The organism is Fervidobacterium sp. (genome assembly GCA_026419195.1).
Classification (GTDB): domain Bacteria; phylum Thermotogota; class Thermotogae; order Thermotogales; family Fervidobacteriaceae; genus Fervidobacterium.
This window is the reverse complement of the sequence record JANZZV010000006.1, coordinates 43,805-70,659: the sequence shown is the minus strand read 5'-3', so window position 1 is coordinate 70,659 and position 26,855 is coordinate 43,805. Positions and strand designations below refer to the sequence as shown.

The window sequence follows — 26,855 nt, the reverse complement described above, 5'->3', positions numbered from 1 at the left end:
GAATGGAAGACATATTAAGAGAAGAAGAAAGGCAAACAGTAGTGGTTCTCGATTTTGGTTCCCAGTATACACAGTTAATTTTAAGAAGAATCAGAGAATTAGGATTTTACAGTGAACTTCTCCCATTTGATGAACCATGGGAGAATGTTGAAAAGCTATCTCCTGTGGCTTTTGTCTTATCAGGTGGTCCTGCAAGTGTGTACGATGAGGGCGCTCCTAAAATTCCTGAATACGTCTTTGAGAAAAATCTACCGGTTCTTGGAATATGTTATGGCTTACAAGCATTGGTTCATCAACTTGGTGGAAAGGTTGAGAAATCTGTGCATCGTGAATTTGGACCTGCAAAACTCGAAGTAAAGAAATCTGTTGGTATATTTGAAAATATACCTGATAGCTTTACAGTTTGGATGAGTCACTCTGACAGAGTTGAGAAATTACCAAAAGATTTTGAAGTCTTAGCTGTAAGTGAGAATTCACCGTACGCAGCTGTAAGAAGTAGGGATGGAAAATATTACGGAGTTCAATTCCATCCGGAAGTTTCGCATACACAGTATGGAAAAAACATCTTAGAAAATTTTCTAAGAAACGTAGCAAAGTTGCAACCAAATTGGACAATGTCAAATTTCGCCTTTCATATGATTAATGAATTAAGAAGTAAAATTGACGGCAGAGTAATACTTGGTTTGTCAGGAGGAGTTGATTCTTCTGTTGTTGCAATGTTACTTCACAAAGCCATACCGGATAAGTTTATTCCTATATTTGTGGACACAGGACTGTTAAGAAAAAACGAAGGAAAGGAAGTTGTAAACCAGTTTGAACAAATAGGTATAAAAGTTCATTATGTAGATGCCTCCGGGAGGTTTTTAAAAGCACTTGAAGGGGTTGAAGATCCTGAAGAAAAAAGAAAAATTATAGGACACACCTTTATAGATGTTTTTTATCAGGAGGCAATGAAATTGAAAGAAATGTGCGGGGATATAAAATATTTAGCGCAAGGTACACTTTATCCAGATGTTATCGAAAGCAAAGTTTCAGAAAGAAAGGCAGGAGCAAAGATTAAAACTCACCATAATGTTGGAGGATTACCGGAAACTCTACCATTTCAGATTATAGAACCTCTCAGGTACCTTTTTAAAGATGAAGTCAGGGTATTGGGCAAGGAACTTGGCCTTCCTGAAAGCATTTTACAGCGTCATCCATTTCCTGGTCCGGGATTAGCGGTAAGAATTATAGGACCTATCACAAGTGAATCTGTTAAACTTTTACAAGATGCAGATTATATATTTATTCAAGAGCTAAAAAAATGGGATTTGTACAATAAGGTTTGGCAAGCATTCGCTGTACTTTTACCAGTCAAATCTGTAGGTGTTATGGGAGATTATCGAACATATGAAAACGTTGTTGCACTAAGAGCCGTCGTAAGTGAAGATGGAATGACTGCAGATTGGGCAAAATTGCCACATGAATTTCTTAACCATGTGGCAAAGAGGATTGTTAACGAAGTACGAGGAATAAATAGGGTGGTATACGACATAACATCTAAACCACCTGCAACTATCGAATGGGAATAAGCATTTAGTTTTTCAAAAGTACCATTGTAATATCGTCCTCCTGTAAGGGGGACGTTCTTTCTTTTAAAATTTTTAGGTAAATCAAACTCAAATCATCTTGGCTGTCGATTACCGACAACAACCCATCAGAATTTAATGTTCCCTTTTTAGTTTTCATCTCCGTGATACCATCTGTGTAAAGTAATAAACTCCCGTCTAATAGATAATGTTTGTTTATTACTGAAAAATCGTAATCCTGGGATAATCCAAAACCTATAGGTGGTACGTTAGTAGTTTCCAAAATTTCTTTTCTTGAAATATTTACAGGAGATGGATGAGCTATGTCAAGAAATTCAAACGTATCTTTTTCCAACTTTCCAAATATTGAGGTAAAATATAGACCTTCAAGTTGATATTTTTTCATCTCATTCTCAACAAGCAAAGGTATCTGGTTAAGTGGAGGATCAAACGACGCAACGATATCAAAAATTGTTCTTAAAAGCATACTTACAAGCGCTGCTGCAATTCCATGTCCACTAACATCTATAATTCCAACCCAAGGTGGATTATAATATATCATATCTCCACCGAGTCCTGCGGAAGGCTTGTAAAAAAATTCCAATCTATCAGTGTTTTCAGGAACAAATGCTTGCTGAATTTTTATAGCAATCGCCATGTCACTATCCATCTTTTCAGCATCGTTAAAAATTTCAATAGCACCAAGCACTTCACCGTCAATTTTTATTGGAATACCAGAAACAGAGAACGGTCTTCTTATTCCACTTTTTGTAAGCCCGTACACAGCAAACGGAATTTGCACTGGTTGTCCACTTTTTATAGACTGATACAGAGGACATAATTCGGTCGAACAAACTGGTATGCCTGTTCTGTCAACGTGATTCAATACTTGCTTTGCACAAGGTCTGCCAAGTACCTCGCTTTGACAGTAACCAGTTAAGGACTGAGCTGCTTTATTCCAGAATACAATGACCCTGTCTTTCGAGACAATGTAAGCCGGAATTTCAAGATTCTCAAGAAAATCCAAAATTTTTGAGTTCTTTAAATATTCCAACAATTTATTTAAGCTACTCATTATTTTCACCTCGCATTTGGTAGATTAATCAATTATACAAGTCAAAGTTTCTAGGAATTTTTATTTTTTCCAAATATTTCGTGTAAGTATTTTTGTTGATTAATTCTCTGTACGTTAGATCAATTTCGTTGTGCAAAAATACCGTGGGCTTTTTTTCCAAAACTACTTTCCCTGTCGGAAAAACAATATAGCTTTTCGTGTTCGGCAACACTTTCCAAAATTCGTCAACATAAAATTCCTTTGGAATCGTATATTGATGACTTGAACAGATTATTTTACCCAAAGAATATTCTGAAACAAATGCCAATATTGTTTTGTGAGGTTTGTAAAAACATGAGTTGTCGACGAGAAAGTATACCAAACCTTTTATTTTATTCTGTGAAGGAGTAATCGGAATTTGTTGTTTTTTTATCAACTTGTTTTTGTATCTTACGTATAAACTTGGATACAAATCAACCGGTTGATCTACAAGATACGAGAGAATGATTGACGGAATTGTATCATCACCATCTGATGCATACCTGAGGTCAAATATTATCTTCGACGTCTCAGTGCTTTCTTGAGCAATACGCTCAAACTGTTGGGAAATCTGTGCCATATCTTCTTTTGAAGAAACCTTAAATGTGTTTATCTTCACAAAAATAGTATCCTGTGATTTATAAACGTCAATCACACTTTTCTTGGTTGGAAACGATTCGACACCTTTTAAGTATGCTATTCTCTGGGTATTTGTTTCTGGTAGTCTGTAAGTTATCTGGACGGAACTTGCATCGATTATTTTAAGATAGTATTGCAGCTGCTTATCAACGAAAGAATATTTGGATTCAAACTCATCAAGATTTGGATAAAACTTGCTATACTTTTTTAACACTTGTTCGATCGGTATACCATTTATCGAAAGAAGCACAGAGCCTTCAGGAACATCACAAACACTTTCAACAACAACAACCTCTCCTGATATATACTTAAATCTGAGCGGTAAAACTTTATCAATTCTCCTTAGTGGTACCTCTATTCTTGTTGTACCATCGTTGAGGAAGGCAAGTACGTCAGAAATTTTAAGAGCAAAACCGTAAGCTGTTAGTCTTTGATCAAATTGTATCTGTTGTACTCTAAATTGGTTTCTCAGAATTGGGTTAAATAGGTCTACATGACGATCAAACAGGTATTCTTTTACCACTTCAAAATCAACCTGTAAAGCAAAAGGCGAAAACCTGAAATGTTCGTAAATAAATATTGCTAGCCATCCAACAAAGAAAACAGCAATTATGAACCAGACAGTAAAATTAGGTAACCTCACCAAACCACCCCCAACGACGTTCAATATATATTATACCACTTTGAGTGTATGATATAATTGTTCTGGAAGTAATCCATCTGTGACAATTATATTAGAGAGGTGGCTTGTATGTTAGAAGAATTTGACATTATTGTGAATCGCAGAAAAACAGATAGTTTTAAATGGGATATGATATTAAATCTGCATGGCGAGGATGTGTTACCTTTGTGGGTAGCTGACATGGATTTTAAAACTTCGCAGAGGATAATTGATGCTTTATCGCAACGAGTGCAACATGGAATATTTGGCTACACGTATCGTTCAAATAGTTATTATGAAACAATAGTTAATTGGTACAAAAGCAGGTACAATATAGATATTCAAAGTGAATGGATAGTCAATGGCCCAGGTGTTGTACCGATGATCGCTTTTTTGATAAATGTCCTCACATTACCCGGAGATAAGGTAATCATTCAACCACCGGTTTATCCACCTTTTTTTAGAGTGGTCGAAAGTAACGGCAGAAGGGTTGTTGAAAATCGGCTTATGAAAAAGGATAACTCTTGGTTCATGGACTTTGATAATTTGGAATCTCTGATTGATGAAAGAACTAAATTGATAATAATCTCCAATCCACACAATCCGGTCGGGCGAGTTTGGCAATACGAAGAACTTGAAAGACTCCACGATATAGCAATAAAAAGAAACTTAATTATCGTATCAGACGAAATACACGCTGATATAATCTACTCACCAAATAAATTTGTAAGTCTTCTTGAAATAAGTAGAGAAAACGTTATTGTACTTAATTCCCCAGGTAAAACGTTTAATATAGCCGGGCTAGCAAACTCATACGGTATCATCCCAGATAGCAAGTTAAGAAGCATTTACAAAAACTATCTTGAAAGCATGGAATTGGTGATTGGTAACGTACTCTCTATTGAAGCGTTAAAAGCTGCCTACAATGATCCTGATTGGGTTGAAAGACTTGTCTCGTATCTTAAAAGAAATCGCGATTATGCTTACAATTTTCTATTAAAAAATACACCATTACTTAAACCAACCTTACCTGAAGGTACTTACCTCATGTGGATCGACTGTTCAAAAACAAAGCTTGAAAATCCACAAGAATTTTTCCTAAAAAATGCAAGAGTTTTTCTAAACGATGGAAAGGATTTTGGAGACAAGAACTTTGTGAGACTTAACTTTGCTTGCCAATTTTCCGTGTTAAAAGAAGCACTTGAAAGAATCAAAGGTGCATACGAAAACGCTTTGGATTTCCAAGCTTTCAAATTACCAGACGAGCGATTTGAGATCTGTAAAGAGATTCGAGAGGAAGTTTTCGTTATTGAGCAAGGTATAGACATATCTTTGGAAATGGATGGTAAAGATTACGAGGCAGTACATTTCATTTTAAAGCATTTCTCTGAGCCTGTAGCCGTAGCGCGTGCAAGAGATATGGGTAAATATTGGAAAATTGAACGTGTGGCTGTTCGAAAAGACTTCAGAAACTTAGGATACGGTAAAATCATTATGCGACATATAGAGGCATTCTTATCCAATATTGAGCAAAAAATTTTTTCCCTGAACGCGCAAGTTCAAGTAAAAGATTTCTACAAGAAACTTGGTTATAAACAAGTAGGGGAAGAATTTCTCGAAGCTGGAATTTCACACGTCAGAATGGAGAAGGTGTCGTAAGTGGATTTTAGTAAAGTGTATTTAACATTTTTCATTGTAATTCTTCTCTTTTTTGTAGGATTTTCCCGAGGTGATTGTTTTTTAGAACTGAAAGGTGATATCGCAAGTCTGTCAGGAAATATCGAAGAATTTCTTTCACATCCCCTTACAACTTTCTCTGCAATTGTATTTGTATTTGATGAAACACTCAGCAGGGTTTATCCGAAGTCATCGTTTTTGAGCTTTCTTGATAAGCTCGATTTTCCACATTTTCTTGGCTTAGCAATTTTGGCATCGGCAATAGTATTTCCTATTGATTCTTACACAAGCTTTACTATCTTGGAAAGTTTTACTTTTACAACGATAGTGGTAGGTCTAACAAAGTTCTTAACCGGTCGCATGAGACCGTATGTTGAGAATAATCCCTATGCTTTTAAGCCTTTGAACTTTTCAAAAGATTATCAATCATTTCCATCTGGTCATTCGGCATTATCTTGGGCAATCTTCACACCTCTTTCTTTAAGATTTGGTGATTTTTGGTTTGCAGTACCTATGGTAATTTCTGCCCAAAGGTTATGGTCTAATAATCACTGGACATCAGATGTACTATTTGGGGCATCGATTGGTTACAACATAGGAAAAATAATGTTTTCAAACAAGGAGGAATAAGGTTTATGCCCTTTGCATTTGATTATGATAAGAACATACCTTTTAACCTTGAAGAAACTATTCACGAAAAATATTCAATACTAAGTGTAGATACTGTGTACGAACCAGATATTCCTGAATCCAAAAGAATTTACATATACCAATACCGTACAAAAGATCCCTGGCTTACGATGATTTTTTTGCATGGAATTGGTAATGGACACATTGCTTATCTGATGTGGTTTGCAGAACAGTTTGCTAAACATGGTATAGAAACATTTTTCATGATTCATCCATATCATTTGCAACGCGCGAAACCAGAATGGAATGGTGGAGAACCGTTTTTCCATCATTCTCCAGCTCATTGTGTAATTAGGTTCCATCAGGCAATAAAAGATGTTAGGCGAACCATAGATTTAATCCAAACGTTTGACAAACTACAAAGTCTGCCAATTGCTATTATGGGATTCAGCTTCGGTGGAATGATAGCCACAATGAGTATGGCTATTGACGAAAGAATTAAAGTCGGTATATTAGCATTTACAGGTGGTGATTGGAGATGGATAAATTGGTATTCCCCTTATGTAGAACCAGTAAGGGAAGGATACAAAAAGTTCAGCAATGAATGGGGATGCTTCGATGAAGAAAAATGCATACAACTTAGAAACGAAGGAAGAAAAAAATTACACAACTTAAAATCAATTTTTCAAATCTTAGAGCTAAAACCTACGTGTTTCCACTACGATCCAATATCTTACGCAAAATTTGTGAAGCAACCAACTTTAATGTTTCAAGGAGTTTTTGATAAGGTCATTCCGCGGCAAGCTTTCAACAGTTTGTACAGATTGATTCCAAATGCAAAGAAGATAGTTGTACCATCTGGTCATAAGTCATCTTATGCGTTTAGAAGATTCATACTAAGAAATTCATTAAAATTTTTAGAAAATTCAGTCAAAAAAGATTCGTAGGTTTGTATCAACTTATTATTTTCTTGCTGTAAATATATGTTCAATTTACTGTTGCTTTTTTCTTATCGATAGTATTAATCCGAGTACAATGGATAATAAAGCTGCGACAAGTACACGATACGCTGTTGGAAGTAGAAAAGTTATAGTATGTGCAGGGATCCAAAAAAACGGAATTGTTTTGAGGATTACAAAATTTACAAATTTATTCCAATCTATGTAATTCATTACCTCATTTATTTTTACCCTGAGCATCTTATTTAATTTTCCGCCGGACAGGTCTATATAAGCATCAGTAATTCTATGAAAAGCCATAAAAGTAGGGGCAAATATGAGATTCATTAACACACTTGTATAAAATGCCTGAAGAAATTTCTTACTGGTATGTGTGTATGGCAAAAGATTTTTCTCTAAAAGAATTGCTGTCCCACTTGCAAACAATTCAAATACCAAAACAAAAACAACACCCAAAAATCCCCAAACAAAAAATCTGTAAATAAAACCAACAGGAAAAACGTATTTACCTTTCAAGATACGTAGCGCAAGTATTTCACCAAAACTTGCCAAAACTCCAACTTTCAAAAACCCCATGATGTATGGGTGCGAGTTATTCAGAAAAACATACACATTTCTTGAATTATCGTTGAGAAGTATTAATGCAATCGCGACAAAAAAACTTACAGATAATAAATCACTTCTTTTCAACAGCTACACACCCCCGATTGCTAAAATACTGTTATATGTCGTCCTGAACGTCCAAGTAATAATCTATTATCTCATCTTCTGTGAAAAAAATCGAAGCCTCTCTTTCGAAACTTTCTAAGCTGTCACTTGCATGGATAAGATTCTTAGTAACAGTCAAAGCAAATTCTCCTCTGATAGAACCAGCCTCCGCTTTCAATGGATCAGTCGCACCAACAATATGTCTCACAAGTTCAAGAACTCTTGGAGCCTCTAAAATAATCGCAACAACAGGTCCACTGAGCATGAAATTAAGCAACTCCTCATAAAATGTTTTTCCTTTATGAGGCTCATAAAGTTTTTCTGCCTGTTCACGACTCATTTTCAAAAATTTTAGACCAACTATTTTTATTCCCCTTTGCTCGAATCTTTTAAGTATCTCTCCAACAAGTCCTCTTCTAACGGCATTGGGTTTGAGTATTATAAAAGTTCTCTCCAAGATAACACCTCCAAGTACTTGTAATTGGTAGAAAGGGCACTTAAAACATCATCCATCTCGTTTTTTGGATACTTTGTCATGACAAAGGTTTTGTCTAAATTCGAGCCATTAATGTTATTAATGCACCTTGCCAATATCACATCTCCTAAATATTCAGGAAAAATACGTTCTCCACATTTTTCATCTCTTGGAACAACGTTACCACCAATGAGTTTTCCTAAATCAAGCTTGTATTTCTTGCAAAACAAACTCAAAAATGCAGCCTGAATGGCGAACACAACCTTTGGATGGTTAGGAAAATGTTCACGAAGGACTTGAGAAATAATAAATGCATCTTCTACTTTTGATCTTTCAACAACGGTTCTATACTCTTCTATTACTCCCATAAAGATTTTGTAATTTTCTCCATTTTTCCTAACCGGTAAGATAGCTCCCACACCTTCTATTCCATTTTCTTGAACCTTAACTACTATGTATTCAAAGCTATCAACTCTTTCAATATTGTAAAAAAACTTCATTAGAACTCTCCTCCACCAAGCAATTTTTCGTACACTTCCGAGGCCATATAAGGATCTATTTCGTTAATCTTGCTTAATATCTCACGTTGCTTATCGGAATCTAAGGTTTTTAATATGTTCACAATTTCATCTGAAGTAATAGTCTTATTTTTAACATTTTCGTACATCTTTTCTAATCCTACACTCTGTTGGGTCAAATTCTCAGACGTAGAAGTACTTGTTTGAGATTCCTGATTTGATGGTTCTTTTGACCTTGTAATAGCCGGTATCTGAACTTGGATTGGTAGAGAAATTGGTGTTGTTCCGATATCAGTATCTAGTGCTATTTTTTTCCAAATAGGTGCTACGTCTTTACCACCTGTAAGATTCTTACCATCTTTTGTCAAAAGAAATAGGTATTTTCCATCTCCTCCAACAAACCAAGCATTTTTTTCAGCAGTGCCAGTTTTTCCGTAAATTTTTCTCCCTGGAATATAAGCAGATTTACCCGTACCCATTGTCACAACCTTTTCCATCAATTGTAGTGTCAACACAGCAGCTTCCAAAGGTGCTCTCTGATCAAAACTTCTTAGTGGTTTTATTACATTCAGTATCTCCGGTTTGTAAGTGTAGTATGTGATACCATCTTTATCTCTTACAAATTCAATAAGCTTTGGTTTGAATATTACCCCTCCGTTAAATATTGGTTGAAACCCTTTTGAAATATCAAATAATGACGTTTCTACCGTACCAAGAGATATAGTAGCATCGTTTGGATAATAACCTTCGATCATAAGTCTGTTTTTCAAAAAGTTTCTCACGTTGCTCTGTCCGAGTTGCATGAAAAGATTAACAGACGGAACATTTCTTGAGTAGATAAGTGCATTCTCAAGAGTAACCTCTTGCCAGTACTCCTTGTCAAAGTTTTGGGGAGTCCATGTACCAATTGTGATTGGTTTATCTTGAAGAATATCACTTTTGTTTCTTCCGGCCATAAATGCTAAATAATAATACAGCGGCTTTACAATTGAACCAATCTGTCGTTTTCCTGAGTTTATTCCAAGTCCATACGCAGCCCGGATTTTTCCTGTTGAGTGTTCTATTATTAATCCTGCCATATTTCTTTTGTCAATATTGTTTTGCAAAAGACTTTGTAGTCTTTTATCTATCGTTGTTCGAACACGAAATCCATTCCTTAGTGAGCTAAGATCGAAATTCAGCTCCTTTAACTCAAGAACTATCATCCAAAAAAGATCTTCGTCAAACGAATTATATTGTTTTCTAAAATTTTTCACATTTTCTGCGGAAAGTTGGGAAAGTGCGTTTTGATACTCTGATTCACTTATAACACCGTTTTCTTTCATCTTTCTTAAAGTTATCCTGCTAAATTCCACGTTTAAATCTTTTGATGGGTTTGCTTTTTCAGGAGATCTTAAAGTTGAAACGAGCATTGCAATTTCAACAGGTTGAAGTTCATCAAGCGTCTTCCCAAAATAATGCTTTGCTGCTGCCGGAAAGCCGTACAAACCGTTCCCAAGATAGACCGAATTTACATACATTTCAAGGATTTCTTCCTTGGAGTAGTTTTGCTCAAGCCACAAAGCAATGAAAATTTCTTTTATTTTTCTTTTCCAAGTTCTTTCTTGAGAGAGGTAAAGTGTTCTTGCAAGTTGCTGAGTTATTGTACTTCCACCTTGCACTTCATCTGTTGTAATTATAACAAACAATGATCGAATAATACCTTTTATGTCTACACCGCTGTGTGAGTAAAACCTCCTATCTTCTGAAGCTATTATGCTATCTTTCACCATGGCTGGAATGTCCTCGTAATCTACCCAAATGTTTTTCGGTGTATAAAGTGGTGTTCCATCAGAGTATTCCACCGTTAAACTTGCTGGTGTTTTATTAACAGGTAACTCTAGTTTGGCTGTGTAATTCCTATATATTTGCAAACATATAGAAAATGTTATGAAAAGAAACACTACAAATAACACTAAAAAAAGTATTAATTTTTTCAAATGCATCCCTCCAAACTTAGTAGGTATTCTTTCCATTTAATTAAATCTGCTCTTCTGTTTTTTCCACCAAAGCCTCCTATGTTGTTTTTACCCACTACCCTATGACATGGTATGTAAATTGGTAAGGGATTCGAAGCCATCGCGTATCCTATTACCTTAGGAGTTGTAGCGCACATTCTTGCCAACTGCCCGTATGTAATAATTGTACCATACCTTACGTTTTCTCCCAAATAACGCCAGACCGTATTAAAAATTGGACCAGTGTTGTAAAATATAGGAAAATCAAGTTTCTGTCGTTTTTTATTTAGGTACTCTTTTATTTGGGTTGTGAATATGTTATGACCAACTTCTGGTAAGATTTCGTTTGAAAACTCTATCTTGTGACAAACATCAGAAGAAGTATAGATGAGAATACTTCCAATTTCGCATCTAACAACTGAAATTTCATAACTTTCCATAGATATACCTCCTAACTTATAAGTTGCTAAGGTAGAATATTCAGTTTAAAATAGAGACATGAATGTTAAGTTGTATTCCAAATCCAAGGGGCGATTACTTTGAACATCGATATTGAAAAGTACCTAAACAATATTATCATAAAACCTCAAACCAATAAACGAGAAAGTTGGGATGATTATTTTAAAAGATTGGCAAAAGTCATCGCAGATAGATCAACATGTGTTCATAGAAAGGTTGGAGCACTCATAGTTAAGGACAAAAGAATTCTTGCAACTGGTTACAACCAACCACCTTCTGGATTCCCACATTGTGATCAAATTGGTTGTATCAGGGATGACTTGAATATCGCTTCTGGAAGAAATCAAGAAATTTGTTACGGGCTTCACGCTGAACAAAATGCTTTAATGCAAGCTGCAAGATTTGGTATTTCAACTGACGGTGCCACAATTTATGTTACTCACAAACCTTGTTCTGTCTGCGCAAGGTTGATAATAAATGCTGGCATAAAGCGAGTTGTTTACATAGATGGTTATCCAGATCCACTTACGGATTTCTTCTTTCAGACATGTGGAGTCGAACTGAATGGAGGTGGCAAAGTTGAAGAGGGATAGATTAGTTCAGTATCTCAGAAGCGACAGATGGCCAACAGTTTGGTGCCCAGGATGTGGTAATGGTATCATACTGAAGAGTTTCCTTGATGCCTTTGATCAAACCGGATTGAAACCAGAAGAAACAGCCGTAGTTTCGGGTATAGGTTGCTCTTCCCGAGCAACGGGTTATATAGATTTTAATACATTACATACTTTACACGGAAGAGCAGTAGCATTTGCAACAGGAGTTGCTCTCTCTCGCCCGGATTTTAAAGTGGTGGTCATGGGTGGAGACGGAGACATAACAGCCATAGGTGGTAATCATTTCATCCACGCCTGCAGGAGGAATATAAATTTGACAATTATAATATATAACAATATGATTTACGGTATGACTGGAGGTCAACATTCTCCAACAACACCGAGTGGAAAAATCGCAGGTACAATGCCTATGGGAAACGTTGAAGAGCAATTTGATATAGTAAATCTTGCGGTTGCGTGTGGTGCAACGTATGTTGCTCGTTCCACAGTTTATCATTACCCATTAACGGTTAGGTATATAAAAGAAGCCTTACTGCATAAAGGAGTTTCTGTTGTCGAAGTTATGTCGAATTGTCATACATACTACGGAAGATACAATCTTTTAAGAGAGCCTTGGCAGATGATGGAATTTTTCAAAGAAGCAGCTGTCATGAAAGAAAAAGCAGACAAAATGACTAAGGAAGAATTAAATGGAAAGATAATAATAGGTGTTTTCAAAAAAGATGAATCCAAACCAGACTTCTACACTCGCTACAGGCTAACTTACGTTGGAGGGAGTAAAAATGAATAGACCATTTTCTATCAGAATAGCTGGTATAGGCGGACAGGGGAATCTGTTGGCTGGTTATATATTATCTGAAGCCTTCGTCTTGCTTGAAAAGTACGTGATTCAGACGCAAAATTATAGTGAACAAGTTAGAGGTGGACCAAGTTACTGCGATGTCCTGATGTCAGATGATCCGATCTTGTATCCAAGAGCAGTGATGTTTGATTCACTAATAATTATGCATCCTTCTATGGTAGGTCATGGAAAATTCGTTGCAACTAATGGTATAATAATATACGATAGCACATATATTAACGATTTACCAAATGAGATAAAGAGAATAACACGTAGGGTTATCAACGTGCCAGCAAGTAAACATGCTATCGAAAAATATGGAAATGCTATGGTATCTAATATGATCTTGCTTGGTGCGTTTGTGAAAAGTACCGCTATAGTGGATTTTGAAGTACTTTTTGAAGCAGTCAAAAAAGAAGTTAGTCCAAAATACTTTGACATGAATGTGGAGGCGATCAAATTTGGAGCCTCGCTCACGGATAAAGTTTTTAAGCCGCGAATTTCAAGAAAGAGAAAGAGAACAATTGGGTTCGAGTAATATTGTAGAATCTTTTTCTCACGCAATTGAAGGAATCGTAGAATCCATACTCACGGAAAGAAATCTTAGAATACATTTCTTAATAGGTCTCATCGTTCTTGTTACTACACTCTTCCTCCCTGTAAAAAGGGAGGATTTGTTGTGGATTATTTTTGCTGTATTCTTCGTAATCTGGTCTGAATTAGTGAACACTATAATAGAACATTTAATGAATTTATACAGCAAAGATTTTCACCCTGTTATAAAAATAATCAAGGATGTAAGTGCTGGAGTTGTTCTTTGGGCAACCATATTTTCCGTAACTGTTGGAATAATAGTGTTTGGAGAGCTTTTATTTAATTGGAGCTTGGAAGTTGGAAAAATTTTTGCTATAATATCTTTGATATCCTTTCCGTTACTAAGTTTCAAGGTGGTGAGAAATTGGAGGAGAAAAAGATAAAAGTAATGATAGTTGATGATTCTCCCTTTATGAGAATGATATTAAAAGACATCATCGATCAGCAGACAGACATGCAAGTAGTTGCTACAGCAAGAGATGGAATGGAGGCTGTCGAGCTATGTTTGAAATATAAACCAGATATAGTTACTATGGATGTTGAAATGCCAAAATTAAATGGTATAGAAGCGCTCAAAGAAATAATGAAACGCTCTCCAACAAGGATAATAATGGTAAGTAGTCTTACCGAGGAAGGTGCCGAAATAACACTTCTAGCCCTTGAGCTTGGTGCTGTAGATTTTATTACAAAACCTTCAGGTAGTGTTTCAATGGATTTTAGAAAAATGGGACCTGAACTTGTTCAAAAAATTCGTGATGCTATGAAAATAGAAATAACTCGCGTATTACTTAACAAAAGACCTGCATCTGGATTAAAGATAAGGTCTATAGTTTCAAGTAAAATAGTTGTTATTGGCTCGTCCACAGGTGGCCCAAGATCTCTTGACCTTGTTATACCTCCTCTTCCAAAAGATTTTCCTGTACCAATATTGATTGTTCAGCACATGCCAGCTGGTTTCACAAGATCACTCGCTCAAAGACTTGACAGAATATCAAATCTTTCTGTGAAAGAAGCGGAGGAAGGTGACGAGTTAAAACCAGGGTGGGTATATGTCGCACCAGGTGATTATCACATGGGAATAAAGTATCAAGATAGAAAAAGTATAATATACCTTGATAAAAAGACGCAAAAGATTAACAATGTAAGACCTTCAGTCGATTATACACTCGATAAAGTTGCTGAAGTATACAAGGAGAAAACAGTGGCGGTCATACTAACAGGAATGGGAAGGGATGGTGCAAAAGGGGCCTTTAAAGTCAAATTCTTCAAAGGTACTGTTATCGCTGAAAGTCCGGAAACGTGTGTGGTGTACGGGATGCCTAAAGCTGTTGTTGATGAAGGTTACGCTGATTTTGTGTTACCTGCCGACAAAATCCCTGAAAAACTAATTGAAATTATTTGACGTTAAAGGTACTTCATTAGCCAATTCGCAACTTTTTTATTTTTGTTTACACATCTTTCGTTAAATTTAAGATTTCGACAATAATATGTTCTACATTTTCTTACAGTAATCTAAAAAATTTATCAAAAATCTATCATATCAGAAGACTATCATAGGAGGTGTTCAGATGGTGAGTTTCAAGAAACTTCTTACTTTTGTTTTCGTAACGCTAACTATTGTAAGCGCCTTTTCAAGTACTTACAAAGATGTTCCGGCTAACCATTGGGCTTACGATGCTATTCAGGAATTGACGAGACTTGGAGTTTTAAGTGGCATGCCAGATGGGACATTTCAAGGTAACCAAGCTGTTACAAGGTACCAACTTGCGGTTTCTTTATACAGGCTTCTTTCAGTTTTAAGTGACCGGATTTCGAGCGTTGAGAAAAAAATTCCGACTTCTCCAACTACTCAAAAAACGACAACGCAAGTCCCAACCGATGTGGATTCTCAATTAAAAAATCTATCTGACCAGATACTTTCTGTAGCAAACACAAATAAAACACTCACTTCAAGAATTGATTCCCTAACTCAGAGAATGGATTCAAACGAAAGAAGTTTGGCCACCGTGTCTCAAGACTTGAACAGCGTCAAATCGAGGGTTTCTGATTTGCAATCACTTTACGATGCTTTGGTACAAAAGGTAACAGAACTAAGGGGACTGGTTGCTGTTACTCCCACTGGACAAAGTATAAATGCATTAGCTCAGGATTTGGCCGTGGTAAAACAAGATATTGGAAGCATGAAAAACGACATAAATAGTCTGAGAACTACATCAAAAACTTTATCGGATAACCTTTCAGCATTAACAGCAAGGGCGGATTCGCTGAGCTCGAGACTATCAAATTTTGAAGGAAATATTGCTAATTTGAATTCCAAACTTTCAAGTATGGAAAATACAATGAACGGGCTTTCAAATAACTATATCGTAATCTCCGATCGAATAAAAGCTTTAGAAGATAGGACAAAAAACCTGGCTCCAACACCTGTGGATATTTCATCAATTGATAATAAAATTAAGAATATTGATGAAAACATAACAAAAATAAACGAAAGAATCAATTCATTAACAACTCAGTTAACTAACGCCTCGACAAACATTTCTAACGTTCAAAAGACAACAAGTGAGCTCGAAAAAAATATAAATTCTTTGAAAACTGAAACAAGCAAGAGTATTTCAGAATTATCCACTAGACTATCAAATGTTGAAAAAGGCATAGATTCTTTGAAAGCAGAAACTACGAAGAATATTTCAGAAGCAACCAGCAAAGTATCAAACGTTGAAAAAAGTATGGATGCTTTGAAAACAGAAGTCGGAAAAGGCATTTCAGAAGTATCAGGCAGAATATCAAACGTTGAAAAAACAGTTAGTGAAACACAAAAGGATTTAAATACATTAAAGGTAGAAGTTGACAACAAGGTATCAAATCTAAGCAAAAGTATCTCAGATGTTACAAAAAGTATCTCAGATGTTACAAATAAACTAAATAATCTTGAGAAAAACAGCAACGAGCTTATGAAGAGCGTTGATTCTTTAAAGTTAACAGATTCTGAGCTTGACAAAAAAATATCTGGTTTGAGTAAGAAGATAGATACAATAACCACCGATTATGCAACGAGAGGAGAAATAGAGGCTCTTAAGGGTGATTTGAAAGTTGAGATGATCCAACTGTCACAAAATACCCAGCAAATAAGTCAACAAATTGACTCCAAATTAAAAGACTTAGAAAGTAACATTTCAAAGAAGATAGCTACACTCGATACTTCTAAGGCAAACGTCTCAGATGTTGACAAAATCAACCAAAAAATCTCAGGTTTGAATTCACAAATCTCTCAACAATCTTCTGAAATTTCAACTTTGAAAAATGAAATTGTGAATACAAAAAGTGATCTTGCGCGCGTGTCTGAAAATGTTTCTCAAGCAAACGATAGTGTTCAGAGATTGAAAGAGGAGAATGAAAAATTGAAAAAGGAATTAGAAGCCGTAAAATCAAAGAATACTGATGTATTTGCACTTATATTCAGCTTATTAGGCATTGTGCTTGGCGGAGTAGCTCTATACTTTGTATTTAACAAATAAAATAGTTCATTAAAACCTGTGGGTTAAAGGCTGGTCGTAAGGCCAGCTTTTTTATTTGTACATACAAAAATTGGAGGTGTTTTTAAATGAGTTTTTTTATGCCTACAAAGGTTATCTACAAGGAAGAAGCTGTGTTAAAGCACAGAGAAATATTCCAAGATTTAGATGAACCTATTCTTATTATAACTGGAAAAAGTTCAAAGAAAAACGGTAGTCTTGATGATTTGTTAGATGTGCTTGAAAGAAAGAGAATTTATTTATACGATGACACACCAGAAAATCCATCTTTAGACATCATTAAACCATTAGCGGAAAAGTTTGGAGATGCTGAGGTTGTGATAGGACTTGGCGGAGGAAGTCCTATGGATACAGCCAAAGCTGTGGCGGTATTAATTGAAAATCCGAATTTGGAACCCGAAGATTTGTATTCAAATGAAAAATACAAACGTGCAAAACCAATAATATGTATCCCAACCACGGCTGGAACAGGTAGTGAGGTTACACAATATTCTGTATTGACCTTTAACGGTAGAAAAAAAGGATTTTCCCACGAATGTATTTTTCCAAAATATGCTTTCGTAGATTATCGATACACCTTAACTCTTGGAAAAGAAATCACATTATCTACAGGTCTTGATGCACTTTCACATGCTTTAGAAGGTTTTCTCTCCCTGAAGTCTACACCATTTAGTGACCTGCTTGCTTTAGAGGCAATGAAAATAATAAAAGATTGTTTCCCAAAATTGTTGGACGATCCTGAGAACGTTTTCTATCGTGAAAGAATGATGTTTGCATCAACTGTAGCAGGAATGGTCATATCCCAAACTGGTACCACGATAGCGCATGCACTTGGTTATAACTTAACAACTGAGAAATCAGTCAGACATGGACTTGCTACAGCTGTATTTTTGCCATTTGAATTAAGACAAGCAAGAAAAGTGGCAAAGGAAAAAGTTGAAACTGTGCTCAAGATTTTCGAAGGATCTTTAGAAGATTATTATTGGCTACTTGGAATCAATTTGGACATCAATATCAGTGAAGAAGAAATAGAACGTTGGGTAAAAATAGTATCCATAAGCTCCCACATAAACTCAACTCCAGGAAGTTATTCTTCTGAAAATCTGAAAGAGGCTTACGAGGAGATAAAAGATAAGTATTGCAAAATTCCTTGATAATTCTTAAGAATTCAAAATCTCATTTTAAGAAACTAGTTGTATAATTTCGGTGTAACTCTAAACCTATAAATGGGAGGGAGAGGAAGATGAAAAAGGGACTTGCAACATTATGCGGGCTTTTGCTTGTTTACTCAGCTTTTGCTTTGAACGTTATATTTCTTGTCGGTGATGGGATGTCAACAAACCAGTTGTTTTTAGCAAGCATACTCGAAGGTAGGATACTAAATATTATGACATTACCTTACACAGGCCTTACAACCACCTACAGTGCAGATGCATGGGTTACAGATTCCGCACCAGCTGGAACTGCTTTATTTGCTGGTTTTAAAGCTTTAAACAGAGCTATTGGTGTTCTTCCAAACAACGAAGTTGTTTATTCAGCTTTTGAAATGGCTAAGAGAGCTGGATACAAGATAGGATTAGCAGTTACTTGTCAAGTTACACACGCTACTCCTGCTGCAGTGTATGCCCACGTTGCCAACAGAAATGACGAGGTTACGATAGCCAAGCAACTGATCGACGGGGATGTCGTTGATGTTGTGCTTGGTGGTGGATGGCAGTGGTTTTTACCCGAAAGCAAAGGCGGTGTTAGAAAAGACGGTATTGATCTTATAGAGATTGCAAAATCCAAAGGTTACACTTATATAACAACGCCAAGAGAACTTGAAAATTTAAGCACTGCCAGTAGAAAAGTACTTGGATTATTTGCTAAAAACTACCTTGAACCAGTGTCGGAAAGACCAGCAAGTCAACCAACGCTTGACGTTATGACTAAGAAAGCAATTGAAATTCTTTCCGCAAGTGGTCAACCATTCATGCTTATGATTGAAGGATCACAAATAGACTGGGAATGCCATGCAAATGACTTTTACGGTACGTGGAAAGAGGTTGTGGAGTTTGACAATGCAGTAAAAGTAGCTCTTGATTTTGCGAAAAGAGATGGTAACACACTTGTTATAGTAGTTGGTGATCACGAAACAGGTGGGCTTTCGTTATCTGCTGGTGGATATACCATTAACGTAGAACAGGCAAGAAAAGCAAAAGGTACAACAGCAATGTTCTTAAAGCAATACGATATAAACAACAAGGATGCGTTCATCAAAGGTATAAAAGAATGGTACGATATTACAATGAGTGATGCAGAATATGAAACACTTAGAAAGGTACCAACTAACAATTTGAGAAGAGAACTTGCAAGATATGTCAGTTTCAAAGTAGGTTTCGGTTGGACAACTTACGATCATACAGCACAACCTGTACCAGTTTATGCATTTGGACCTGGGGCTCATTTGTTTACTGGTGTAATGGATAACACAGACATAGCAAAGACTCTTATGAGGATTACAGGTGTCTCCTCGGTAACATTTCCAACTGTCAGTTCAAAGTAAATGATTTCTTATACTTCTTTTTAAATGAGACAAGCCCACACTTAAAAAGTGTGGGCGATTTTTTACCAAAAAGCAGTAAATTTATATGTGAGAGAATTTAGTGAAGTCCCTTAGCTTAACAATTTCAGAATACTTGCGATTGAATATTTACATATGTATAGTTTTTTCTACAATCCCCTCAACTGCACCAAGTAGTGTTTCGCTTAAGGTTGGGTGAGGGTGTATTGAATTTTCCAATTGATGTGCCGTTAATTTATTCTTGACCGCAATAACACCTTCCATTATTAATTCTGTTGCAAAGGGAGAAACTATTGTCATGCCTAAAACTATGTCTGTTTCTTTGTCGGCAATCACTTTAGCAAATCCAATATTCTCAATCATTGTCCTTGCTCTTCCGTTAGCAGACAAGGGAAACTTTGAAATTTTGACTTTTGTTTTATCGGTATCTTTTTCCTTTAAGCCAACTGATGCAATTTCCGGATTTGTAAATACTACGGAAGGAACTGCGGAGTAATCCATATATGCTTCAAATCCTGCAATATTTTTTGCTGCTATTACCCCTTCATACGAAGCAACGTGGGCTAACATTACATGTCCTCTGATATCGCCTATTGCATACACACTATCTAAATTTGTTTTCATTCTACTATCAGTTTTGATACCCTTTTCAATTTCCAATCCCAAGTTTCTTACATCTTCTGGTATATTTGGTTTTCTACCGACTGCCAGTAAAACTTTCTCAATTTCGTAATAAACTTCACTCCCATCAGAAAGTTCAACAGTCACTTTGTAACCGTTGTCATTCTTAGAAAGTGCAATAACTTTACTTTTTTCCCTCATTTCGACTGATCTTCTTGCAAGGGACTTTTTTAATTCCTCTGCTACATCTTCGTCTTCGTACGGTAATATATGTTCTGCAAGCTCAACGATTATTACCTTAGTACCTAAGGAACTAAAAAATGTTGCAAATTCAACCCCAATAACTCCTCCCCCAACTATTAGTATGCTTTTTGGCAATCTATCCATTTTAAAAACATCATTACTCGTCCATATCCCTTCTACTTGATCGAAAGGAGAAAAAACTATGGGAACTGAACCATGTGCAAGTACAAGATTTTTACATTCTATCTGTTGATTTGTCTCTTTAATCTTAATTTTGTTTTTATCAATAATCTCACCGGTTCCCTTGATAACATCGATATTATTTTTTTTCATCAAGTATTCTATACCTTTTCTTGACATCATAACACTTTTTTGAGCATGTGCCATGATTTTTGATAGTTCAAAACCTTCAATGGAGAGTTTCAATCCAAATTTATCACTTTTTTCCTTCACTTCATCGAGCAAATGTGCAACTGTCAATAAAGCTTTTGTTGGTATACAGCCCCAGTTTGTACAGGTTCCACCGAGATTCTCTTTTTCGATGAGAACAACTCTCTTACCATAGTGAGCCAACTTGATTGCACAAACATATCCCCCTGGTCCTCCACCTATAATAGCAGCATCGTACATATAAATTTCACCTCCGTATTTTTTCATACAATTATAGTTTAATACATAAACTTCTCATTGGATAGTTTGTAGTTTTTTCGTTTTTCAACATGATATTTAACTTTCACGTGCTGTATGGTAAAATTTTATGATATCACACAATACTGAATTTTTTGAAAGGAGTATGTATTAATATGCGTGAAGAAATAGACGTACACATTGTTGGCGCGGGGCTTGCGGGTAGTGAAGCAGCCTGGCAAATTGTAAAAAGAGGTTACAAGGTTATCATACACGATATGAAGAAAATTAAAAAATCTCCTGTACACAGCAGTGAAAATTTTGCAGAGCTTGTTTGTAGTAACTCACTCAAGTCTGTTGAGCTAACAAACGCCGAGGGATTATTGAAAGCAGAGATGGAAATATTCGGTAGTTTAATACTTGAATGCGCTAAAAGGAATCGAGTACCTGCCGGAAAGGCTTTGGCAGTTGACAGAGAGAAATTTTCAGAATGTGTCACACAGATGTTAATGTCAACAGAACTCGTTGACATAGTGTGGGAAGAAGTAAAAGAACCATATTCAAATGGTATATGGATTATTGCAACAGGTCCAACTACGGAGGGGAAACTCGCAGAATGGATAATCAATCAAACGGGTGGTTTTTTTAATTTCTTTGACGCAGTCGCTCCGATAGTAAGTGCAGATAGTATAGATATGAACGTATGCTACATTGCAGACAGATATGGTATTGGAACAGGAGACTATATAAATTGCCCAATGAATAAAGAAGAGTATGAAAGATTTTGGAATGAACTGGTGAACGCAGAAGTCATCGAAATGAAAGACTTCGACAGAAAATTATTATTTGAACGGTGCCAACCTATAGAAGAGATAGCCAAAAGTGGTAAAGATGCAATGAGATATGGACCTCTCAGACCTGTTGGACTTACTGATCCTAGGAGTGGTAGAGAGCCTTATGCAGTTGTTCAATTACGTAAGGAAAATGTTGAAGGAACAATGTATAACGTTGTAGGGTTTCAAACACGTTTAAAATGGAAAGAACAAGAACGAATATTGAGACTTGTACCAGGGTTACAGAACGTAGAAATATTGCGCTATGGTGTGATGCACAGAAACAGTTATATTAACTCACCAAAAGTGTTAGATGAATTTCTTAGACTTAAATCAAATCTAGAAATCTTCTTCGCTGGTCAAATCACGGGCGTAGAAGGATACGTGGAATCCGCAATGACTGGTATGTACGTTGGAATAAATATAGCAAGATTATTGAGTGGAAAAGACATGGTGAAATTTCCAGAAAAAACTATGTGCGGCGCACTCTTAAAGTACATTACCAACGCAAGGGAGTTAAAACCAATGTATGCTAACTTTGGACTACTGGAAGGTGCTAAAGATCGTGAAAATAAAGCATTAAGAGCTATTGAAAACATGAAAGTATTCTATCAGGAGGTAATCAATTAAATGCAAAAAAACGCTAGTTTAGATCTTCTACTCGGGGATTATAAGAAAGCTATCGTGAGACTCTCCATACCCAATATGATTTCAATGCTCGTTCAGACAATTTATAATCTTGTAGACGCAATCTGGGTTGCTGGACTTGGAACTGTTGATCTTGCTGCTATGGGTTTCTTTTTCCCGATATTTATGATCGTGATGTCCATAGCTACTGGAATTACAATCGGTACGAGCTCAGCCATATCAAGAAAAATAGGTGCCAAAGATTACAATAGTGCAAGATCAATTGCGGAACACTCACTTTTGTTAGCTTTAATAATTGGCATCTTTACTATGGTTTTTGGTATTCTTTCACTTAAAACAGTACTTATTGGTATTGGTGCAACTGGCCAAGCTTTAGAAAAGGCTTATGAATATGGTTTTATCATTTACATTTTTACTTTACCACTTATGTTTAACAACACAGCCATCGGCATTCTCAGAGGTGAAGGTGATTCAAAGCGCCCAATGTATGCTGTTATATCCAGCTCAATTTTGAATATTGTGCTTGATCCAATATTTATTTACACTTTTAAACTTGGTATATCTGGTGCGGCATGGGCAACAGGTGTATCGATACTGTTTGCTTTTTTCATACTATCATATTTACTCTTTGTTTCAAAAAATACATTTCTGAGAATTTCTTTTAAGAACTTTTCGTACAATTCTCTTTTTATCAAGGACACTTTTTTTGTCGGGTTTCCAACAGCACTTGCTCAAATAACAATGTCTGTTGCGATATATGTTTTGAATATTTTTGTCGCAAAAGTTGGAGGAAATACAGGAATTGCAACTTTTACAGCTGCCTGGCGAATAATAAACCTTGGAACGTTAACGATAATAGGAATTTCTTCAGCGGTTACTTCTGTTACTGGTGTTGCTTATGGAGCAAAGGATATAGCAAGGCTCAAAAATTCATTGACCTACGCAATAAGATTCGGCGAAATATTTGGAATTTCTATAATGGTACTTATTTTTGTCTTCGCAAGGCCGTTGGCTTTCTTATTTTCTTACACAAAATCGTCAACAAGTTTACTTGAAAATATTGCTCAAGCATTAAGAATCTTGTGTTTGTTTTTACCTGGTACACCATTTGGTATGTTGACTTCCGGGATGTTTCAAGGAATTGGACAAGGCTTTAAAAGTCTTGCCACAACTATATTAAGAACCATGGTTTTTCAAATTTTCTGGACGTGGATATTTGTAGATGTTTTCAAAATAGGATTAAGCGGCGTTTGGTGGGGTATAGTCGTTGGTAACGCGACTGCATCCATGGTTACATACAGCTGGGGAAAAATAACGATAGAGAAACTTAAAATAAAATTTGAAAACTCAAAGTCTTAACTTTAAGGTGAGTTATAAATGTTTTACTGCATGGGAACGAATTTTACATAACTTAACTTTTCTATTTTTAACTCATCGTTGATTTTTGTTATTTTAGTAAGTATTTGCACAAATTCATCACCTATTGGAATAATCATAATACCTAAGTTTTTTAATTGTTGAGTAAGTTTTTCAGGAATTCTTTTCGCATAACAAGTAACCGTTATTTTGTCAAACGGAGCATACTCTATTAGACCTTCTTTGCCATCACCCGTAATTACTGTAACGTTTTTAATTTCTAATTTTTTTAATCTCTCCAACGCGCTTTGTGCTAACTGCGGTATTCGTTCTATTGTGTAGATCCATCCAGATTCACCTACAAGCACGCTCATCACTGCGGCATTGTAACCGCTTCCTGTTCCAATTTCAAGAACTTTGTCCCCAACTTTTAACTGAAGATATTCGCACATCATACCAATCATATGGGGGGCAGATATAGTCTGACCATAACCAATTGGCAAAGGTGTATCGATATATGCGCTATCAACGTATTCTTCCGGTACAAATAATTTTCTGTCCACAATATTCATAGCTTCTATAACCTTTTTTGAAACACCGTAATACTCAAGATGCTCATACACAATTGCCACCTCCAAGAAGTGGCTTATTTTCTGTAAATGAGGTAGGCAGTGTAACCTATGTACGTTAAAAACAGAAGTGTACCTTCGACACGGCTAAGTTTCAAGTCTTTCGAAAGCAATACTAACACGCTTGTTATAACTATAAGTAATGTAACATCTATGTTTAATACAGTTGGATAACTTATCGGGTTTATGGTTGCAGAAATTCCAAGTATGAAGAATATATTGAATATATTAGAACCAATAACATTTCCAAGCGCTATCTCATTGTTTCCTTTAGCAACAGCAGCTAAAGATGTAGCAAGTTCGGGAATTGATGTACCTGCAGCAACTATAGTTAATCCTATTAACTTATCAGATACACCAAAAAGTTTTGCTATATCTACGGCACCATTGACTATCCACCTACCACCTAATACCAAACCAGCAAGACCACCTATTACATACAAGGTAGCAGTAAACAAGCTAATTTGCTTTTCCTTTGTTTTTTCAAGTTCTTCAAACATCTCTCTGTCTTTTTTTGCCATTTCGAATATGTAAGACATAAATATTGCAAAAAACAATAACAATACCACACCATCCCCACGGGTAATTATAGATGGTTGTTTGTTACCAAGAGCGAGTACTGATATTGCTGCTATCAAACTTAAAGGTATTTCTTTTCTTAAAGTTGAGTACTGAACTGTTATACTTTTAACCACAGCTGAAAGTCCTGTGACTACCAGTATATTAAAGATATTGCTACCTATTATATTCCCAAGACTTATATCTGAATTTCCTTTAATTGAAGATACTATGTTTACAGCTAATTCTGGTGACGAAGTACCAAACGATACAATAGTTAACCCTATAACAAGATCTGACACTTTCAGCTTTTTAGCTATTGCTGCTGAACCTTCCACTACCTTGTCTGAACCTAAGGTAACAAACAAAAAACCAACTACAAGCAGCAAGATCGATAGGACCAATTCCTTTCACCTCTTTTACTCAAAATATCATTTAAGTGGCAACAGGATTTATTATACCACCAAAACAAGTCTGGTTCCAGTAGTCGATGATTGCACGTTGTTGATTAATATTTGCTTTTGTGGTAAAATATCAATAAAGAAAGTTTGTAATCATTTCGAGGAGATTTTATGCTATTTTATGCTAACCGTTGCTCATAAATATTTCAAAATTTTAACCAACTTTTCGTAGCAAATGTAATATTTATATTGTACAATTTTTCACGAGGAAAGTAAAAGGGATTGAAAAGTTTTATCAGCACACAACATTAAAGGAGGGAGTAAGATGAAGATAGCGATTAACGGTTTTGGAAGGATAGGAAGGCTTGTTTTGAGAGAACTCATTCGCCGTAACAGTAACATTGAGGTTGTAGCCATTAATGATTTAGACAAAGCAGAAACATTAGCTCATCTTTTCAAGTACGATTCTGTTCACAGAGTATTTGATGGTGAAGTGAGGGTAACAGAAAGTTCAATAATTGTCAATGGTAAGGAAATCAAAGTTTTTGCCGAAAAGGATCCCGCAAATCTTCCTTGGAAAGATCTTGGTGTTGATGTAGTTGTAGAATCTACAGGTAAATTTACAGAGAAAGATGGAGCAATGAAACACATTCAAGCTGGTGCAAAGAAAGTGATTATAACCGCTCCGGCTAAGGGAGAAGACATTACCGTCGTTATTGGCTGTAACGAAGATCAACTTAAACCTGAACACCAAATAATTTCTTGTGCTTCTTGTACTACAAACTCAATCGCTTCAATTGTCAAAGTACTCAACGATAATTTTGGCATCGTCACTGGTTACCTTGTAACTGTACACAGTTACACAAACGACCAAAGAGTTCTCGACCTTCCACATAAAGACCTCAGAAGAGCAAGAGCTGCAGCCATGAATATCATACCAACAACAACAGGCGCTGCGAAGGCAGTTGCACTGGTTGTGCCAGAAGTCAAAGGTAAGCTTGATGGTATGGCATTGAGGGTCCCAACTCCAGATGGTTCCATTTCTGTTTTAAGCGTCCAAGTCGAAAAAGCAACAACAGCTGAGGAAGTCAACGCAAAGGTTAAAGAAGCAACAGAAGGAAGACTCAAGGGAATTATTAAGTACAATGAAGATCAAATAGTTAGCATGGATATAGTTGGTACAACATACGCTGGAATTTACGACGCAACGCTTACAAAAGTTATGAATGGAACATTTGTAACAGTTTATAGTTGGTACGATAATGAATACGGTTACACATGTAGAGTTGTTGATACAATCGAACTTGTTGAGAAGATGCTTTAATCTTAAGAAACCGAAGGGGGGGATATTTTCCCCCCTTTATTTGAAGTGCGTTACTTCTTTACATATTAAATTATTTGGGAGGT

General features: G+C 36.0%; 25 protein-coding genes. 15 read left to right on the top strand and 10 right to left on the bottom strand.

Annotated features, from left to right (window positions below; translation table 11 throughout):
• Positions 1 to 2: 2 nt before the first annotated feature.
• Positions 3 to 1,571: a glutamine-hydrolyzing GMP synthase gene (gene guaA / locus N2Z58_06130; protein ID MCX7654235.1), complete on the top strand. Its 1,569-nt coding sequence runs from the start codon at positions 3 to 5 to the stop codon at positions 1,569 to 1,571.
• Positions 1,572 to 1,575: 4 nt separating this feature from the next.
• Here guaA and N2Z58_06125 read toward each other — a convergent pair whose 3' ends face one another.
• Together N2Z58_06125 and N2Z58_06120 are read right to left on the bottom strand one after the other, a co-directional pair.
• Positions 1,576 to 2,643 (bottom strand): SpoIIE family protein phosphatase, encoded by a 1,068-nt coding sequence (locus tag N2Z58_06125; GenBank protein ID MCX7654234.1) that lies wholly within the window; start codon positions 2,641 to 2,643, stop codon positions 1,576 to 1,578.
• A gap of 28 nt (positions 2,644 to 2,671) precedes the next feature.
• Positions 2,672 to 3,943, bottom strand: a complete 1,272-nt coding sequence (locus N2Z58_06120) for a hypothetical protein (protein MCX7654233.1) — start codon at positions 3,941 to 3,943, stop codon at positions 2,672 to 2,674.
• A gap of 108 nt (positions 3,944 to 4,051) precedes the next feature.
• Here N2Z58_06120 and N2Z58_06115 point away from each other — a divergent pair, with 108 nt between their 5' ends.
• Genes N2Z58_06115 through N2Z58_06105 form a run of 3 tightly spaced genes read left to right on the top strand, consistent with a single transcriptional unit; the run spans position 4,052 to position 7,215 of the window.
• On the top strand, positions 4,052 to 5,620 hold the full coding sequence (locus N2Z58_06115) for a PatB family C-S lyase (protein MCX7654232.1): 1,569 nt from the start codon (positions 4,052 to 4,054) through the stop codon (positions 5,618 to 5,620).
• Positions 5,621 to 6,268: a phosphatase PAP2 family protein gene (locus tag N2Z58_06110; protein ID MCX7654231.1), complete on the top strand. Its 648-nt coding sequence runs from the start codon at positions 5,621 to 5,623 to the stop codon at positions 6,266 to 6,268.
• A gap of 5 nt (positions 6,269 to 6,273) precedes the next feature.
• Complete coding sequence (locus tag N2Z58_06105) at positions 6,274 to 7,215, top strand: alpha/beta hydrolase (GenBank protein MCX7654230.1); 942 nt, start codon at positions 6,274 to 6,276, stop codon at positions 7,213 to 7,215.
• Between the two features lie 45 nt (positions 7,216 to 7,260).
• Here N2Z58_06105 and N2Z58_06100 read toward each other — a convergent pair whose 3' ends face one another.
• Genes N2Z58_06100 through N2Z58_06080 form a run of 5 tightly spaced genes read right to left on the bottom strand, consistent with a single transcriptional unit; the run spans position 7,261 to position 11,365 of the window.
• Complete coding sequence (locus N2Z58_06100) at positions 7,261 to 7,917, bottom strand: hypothetical protein (GenBank protein MCX7654229.1); 657 nt, start codon at positions 7,915 to 7,917, stop codon at positions 7,261 to 7,263.
• A gap of 31 nt (positions 7,918 to 7,948) precedes the next feature.
• Positions 7,949 to 8,392 carry a nucleoside-diphosphate kinase gene (gene ndk, locus N2Z58_06095; GenBank protein ID MCX7654228.1) on the bottom strand — a complete coding sequence of 148 codons (444 nt, stop codon included), beginning with the start codon at positions 8,390 to 8,392 and terminating at the stop codon, positions 7,949 to 7,951.
• The gene (locus N2Z58_06090; protein MCX7654227.1) at positions 8,374 to 8,910 is read right to left on the bottom strand and encodes a hypothetical protein; all 537 of its coding nucleotides are present in this window, start codon (positions 8,908 to 8,910) and stop codon (positions 8,374 to 8,376) included. Before N2Z58_06090 ends, ndk begins: the two co-directional genes overlap by 19 nt.
• Positions 8,910 to 10,913, bottom strand: coding sequence for a penicillin-binding protein (locus N2Z58_06085; GenBank protein MCX7654226.1), 2,004 nt, complete (start codon positions 10,911 to 10,913; stop codon positions 8,910 to 8,912). The genes N2Z58_06090 and N2Z58_06085 overlap by 1 nt, the downstream gene beginning before the upstream one ends.
• Positions 10,904 to 11,365, bottom strand: a complete 462-nt coding sequence (locus tag N2Z58_06080) for a methylated-DNA--[protein]-cysteine S-methyltransferase (protein MCX7654225.1) — start codon at positions 11,363 to 11,365, stop codon at positions 10,904 to 10,906. Before N2Z58_06080 ends, N2Z58_06085 begins: the two co-directional genes overlap by 10 nt.
• A gap of 99 nt (positions 11,366 to 11,464) precedes the next feature.
• On the opposite strand from N2Z58_06080, the gene N2Z58_06075 reads away from it, so the two are divergent.
• From N2Z58_06075 to N2Z58_06040, 8 genes are all read left to right on the top strand, one after another.
• Positions 11,465 to 11,977, top strand: coding sequence for a cytidine/deoxycytidylate deaminase family protein (locus N2Z58_06075; protein MCX7654224.1), 513 nt, complete (start codon positions 11,465 to 11,467; stop codon positions 11,975 to 11,977).
• Complete coding sequence (locus N2Z58_06070; protein MCX7654223.1) at positions 11,964 to 12,788, top strand: 2-oxoacid:ferredoxin oxidoreductase subunit beta; 825 nt, start codon at positions 11,964 to 11,966, stop codon at positions 12,786 to 12,788. The genes N2Z58_06075 and N2Z58_06070 overlap by 14 nt, the downstream gene beginning before the upstream one ends.
• The gene (locus N2Z58_06065) at positions 12,781 to 13,377 is read left to right on the top strand and encodes a 2-oxoacid:acceptor oxidoreductase family protein (GenBank protein MCX7654222.1); all 597 of its coding nucleotides are present in this window, start codon (positions 12,781 to 12,783) and stop codon (positions 13,375 to 13,377) included. Before N2Z58_06070 ends, N2Z58_06065 begins: the two co-directional genes overlap by 8 nt.
• Entirely contained in the window at positions 13,364 to 13,816 is a 453-nt protein-coding gene (locus N2Z58_06060) for a diacylglycerol kinase family protein (GenBank protein ID MCX7654221.1), read from the top strand. Before N2Z58_06065 ends, N2Z58_06060 begins: the two co-directional genes overlap by 14 nt.
• Positions 13,798 to 14,835, top strand: a complete 1,038-nt coding sequence (locus tag N2Z58_06055) for a chemotaxis response regulator protein-glutamate methylesterase (GenBank protein MCX7654220.1) — start codon at positions 13,798 to 13,800, stop codon at positions 14,833 to 14,835. The genes N2Z58_06060 and N2Z58_06055 overlap by 19 nt, the downstream gene beginning before the upstream one ends.
• Before the next feature lie 166 nt (positions 14,836 to 15,001).
• On the top strand, positions 15,002 to 16,951 hold the full coding sequence (locus tag N2Z58_06050; GenBank protein MCX7654219.1) for an S-layer homology domain-containing protein: 1,950 nt from the start codon (positions 15,002 to 15,004) through the stop codon (positions 16,949 to 16,951).
• Between the two features lie 86 nt (positions 16,952 to 17,037).
• Positions 17,038 to 18,123: an iron-containing alcohol dehydrogenase family protein gene (locus N2Z58_06045; protein ID MCX7654218.1), complete on the top strand. Its 1,086-nt coding sequence runs from the start codon at positions 17,038 to 17,040 to the stop codon at positions 18,121 to 18,123.
• Between the two features lie 89 nt (positions 18,124 to 18,212).
• Complete coding sequence (locus N2Z58_06040) at positions 18,213 to 19,514, top strand: alkaline phosphatase (protein ID MCX7654217.1); 1,302 nt, start codon at positions 18,213 to 18,215, stop codon at positions 19,512 to 19,514.
• 147 nt (positions 19,515 to 19,661) lie between these two features.
• Here N2Z58_06040 and lpdA read toward each other — a convergent pair whose 3' ends face one another.
• Positions 19,662 to 21,026, bottom strand: a complete 1,365-nt coding sequence (gene lpdA, locus N2Z58_06035; GenBank protein ID MCX7654216.1) for a dihydrolipoyl dehydrogenase — start codon at positions 21,024 to 21,026, stop codon at positions 19,662 to 19,664.
• Positions 21,027 to 21,211: 185 nt separating this feature from the next.
• Between lpdA and trmFO the strand changes: the two genes are divergently transcribed.
• Both trmFO and N2Z58_06025 read left to right on the top strand, forming a co-directional pair.
• Positions 21,212 to 22,486, top strand: coding sequence for a methylenetetrahydrofolate--tRNA-(uracil(54)-C(5))-methyltransferase (FADH(2)-oxidizing) TrmFO (trmFO, locus tag N2Z58_06030; GenBank protein MCX7654215.1), 1,275 nt, complete (start codon positions 21,212 to 21,214; stop codon positions 22,484 to 22,486).
• Positions 22,487 to 23,863 (top strand): MATE family efflux transporter, encoded by a 1,377-nt coding sequence (locus N2Z58_06025; GenBank protein MCX7654214.1) that lies wholly within the window; start codon positions 22,487 to 22,489, stop codon positions 23,861 to 23,863.
• 23 nt (positions 23,864 to 23,886) lie between these two features.
• Here the strand turns inward: N2Z58_06025 and pcm are convergent, their stop codons facing one another.
• Together pcm and N2Z58_06015 are read right to left on the bottom strand one after the other, a co-directional pair.
• Positions 23,887 to 24,483: a protein-L-isoaspartate O-methyltransferase gene (pcm, locus tag N2Z58_06020; protein MCX7654213.1), complete on the bottom strand. Its 597-nt coding sequence runs from the start codon at positions 24,481 to 24,483 to the stop codon at positions 23,887 to 23,889.
• Positions 24,484 to 24,506: 23 nt separating this feature from the next.
• The gene (locus tag N2Z58_06015) at positions 24,507 to 25,451 is read right to left on the bottom strand and encodes a calcium/sodium antiporter (protein MCX7654212.1); all 945 of its coding nucleotides are present in this window, start codon (positions 25,449 to 25,451) and stop codon (positions 24,507 to 24,509) included.
• Between the two features lie 322 nt (positions 25,452 to 25,773).
• On the opposite strand from N2Z58_06015, the gene gap reads away from it, so the two are divergent.
• Positions 25,774 to 26,772 (top strand): type I glyceraldehyde-3-phosphate dehydrogenase, encoded by a 999-nt coding sequence (gene gap, locus N2Z58_06010; protein ID MCX7654211.1) that lies wholly within the window; start codon positions 25,774 to 25,776, stop codon positions 26,770 to 26,772.
• Positions 26,773 to 26,855: the final 83 nt, after the last annotated feature.

What these genes read in the sequence shown, in the direction of transcription:
- N2Z58_06025 (MCX7654214.1), top strand. Translation starts at nt 22,487, where the DNA reads ATGCAAAAAAACGCTAGTTTAGATCTTCTACTCGGGGATTATAAGAAA.
- N2Z58_06080 (MCX7654225.1), bottom strand. Translation starts at nt 11,365, where the DNA reads ATGGAAAGTTATGAAATTTCAGTTGTTAGATGCGAAATTGGAAGTATT.
- guaA (MCX7654235.1), top strand. Translation starts at nt 3, where the DNA reads ATGGAAGACATATTAAGAGAAGAAGAAAGGCAAACAGTAGTGGTTCTC.
- N2Z58_06050 (MCX7654219.1), top strand. Translation starts at nt 15,002, where the DNA reads ATGGTGAGTTTCAAGAAACTTCTTACTTTTGTTTTCGTAACGCTAACT.
- gap (MCX7654211.1), top strand. Translation starts at nt 25,774, where the DNA reads ATGAAGATAGCGATTAACGGTTTTGGAAGGATAGGAAGGCTTGTTTTG.
- N2Z58_06105 (MCX7654230.1), top strand. Translation starts at nt 6,274, where the DNA reads ATGCCCTTTGCATTTGATTATGATAAGAACATACCTTTTAACCTTGAA.
- N2Z58_06085 (MCX7654226.1), bottom strand. Translation starts at nt 10,913, where the DNA reads ATGCATTTGAAAAAATTAATACTTTTTTTAGTGTTATTTGTAGTGTTT.
- lpdA (MCX7654216.1), bottom strand. Translation starts at nt 21,026, where the DNA reads ATGTACGATGCTGCTATTATAGGTGGAGGACCAGGGGGATATGTTTGT.
- N2Z58_06090 (MCX7654227.1), bottom strand. Translation starts at nt 8,910, where the DNA reads ATGAAGTTTTTTTACAATATTGAAAGAGTTGATAGCTTTGAATACATA.
- N2Z58_06045 (MCX7654218.1), top strand. Translation starts at nt 17,038, where the DNA reads ATGAGTTTTTTTATGCCTACAAAGGTTATCTACAAGGAAGAAGCTGTG.
- N2Z58_06040 (MCX7654217.1), top strand. Translation starts at nt 18,213, where the DNA reads ATGAAAAAGGGACTTGCAACATTATGCGGGCTTTTGCTTGTTTACTCA.
- N2Z58_06115 (MCX7654232.1), top strand. Translation starts at nt 4,052, where the DNA reads ATGTTAGAAGAATTTGACATTATTGTGAATCGCAGAAAAACAGATAGT.
- N2Z58_06065 (MCX7654222.1), top strand. Translation starts at nt 12,781, where the DNA reads ATGAATAGACCATTTTCTATCAGAATAGCTGGTATAGGCGGACAGGGG.
- N2Z58_06125 (MCX7654234.1), bottom strand. Translation starts at nt 2,643, where the DNA reads ATGAGTAGCTTAAATAAATTGTTGGAATATTTAAAGAACTCAAAAATT.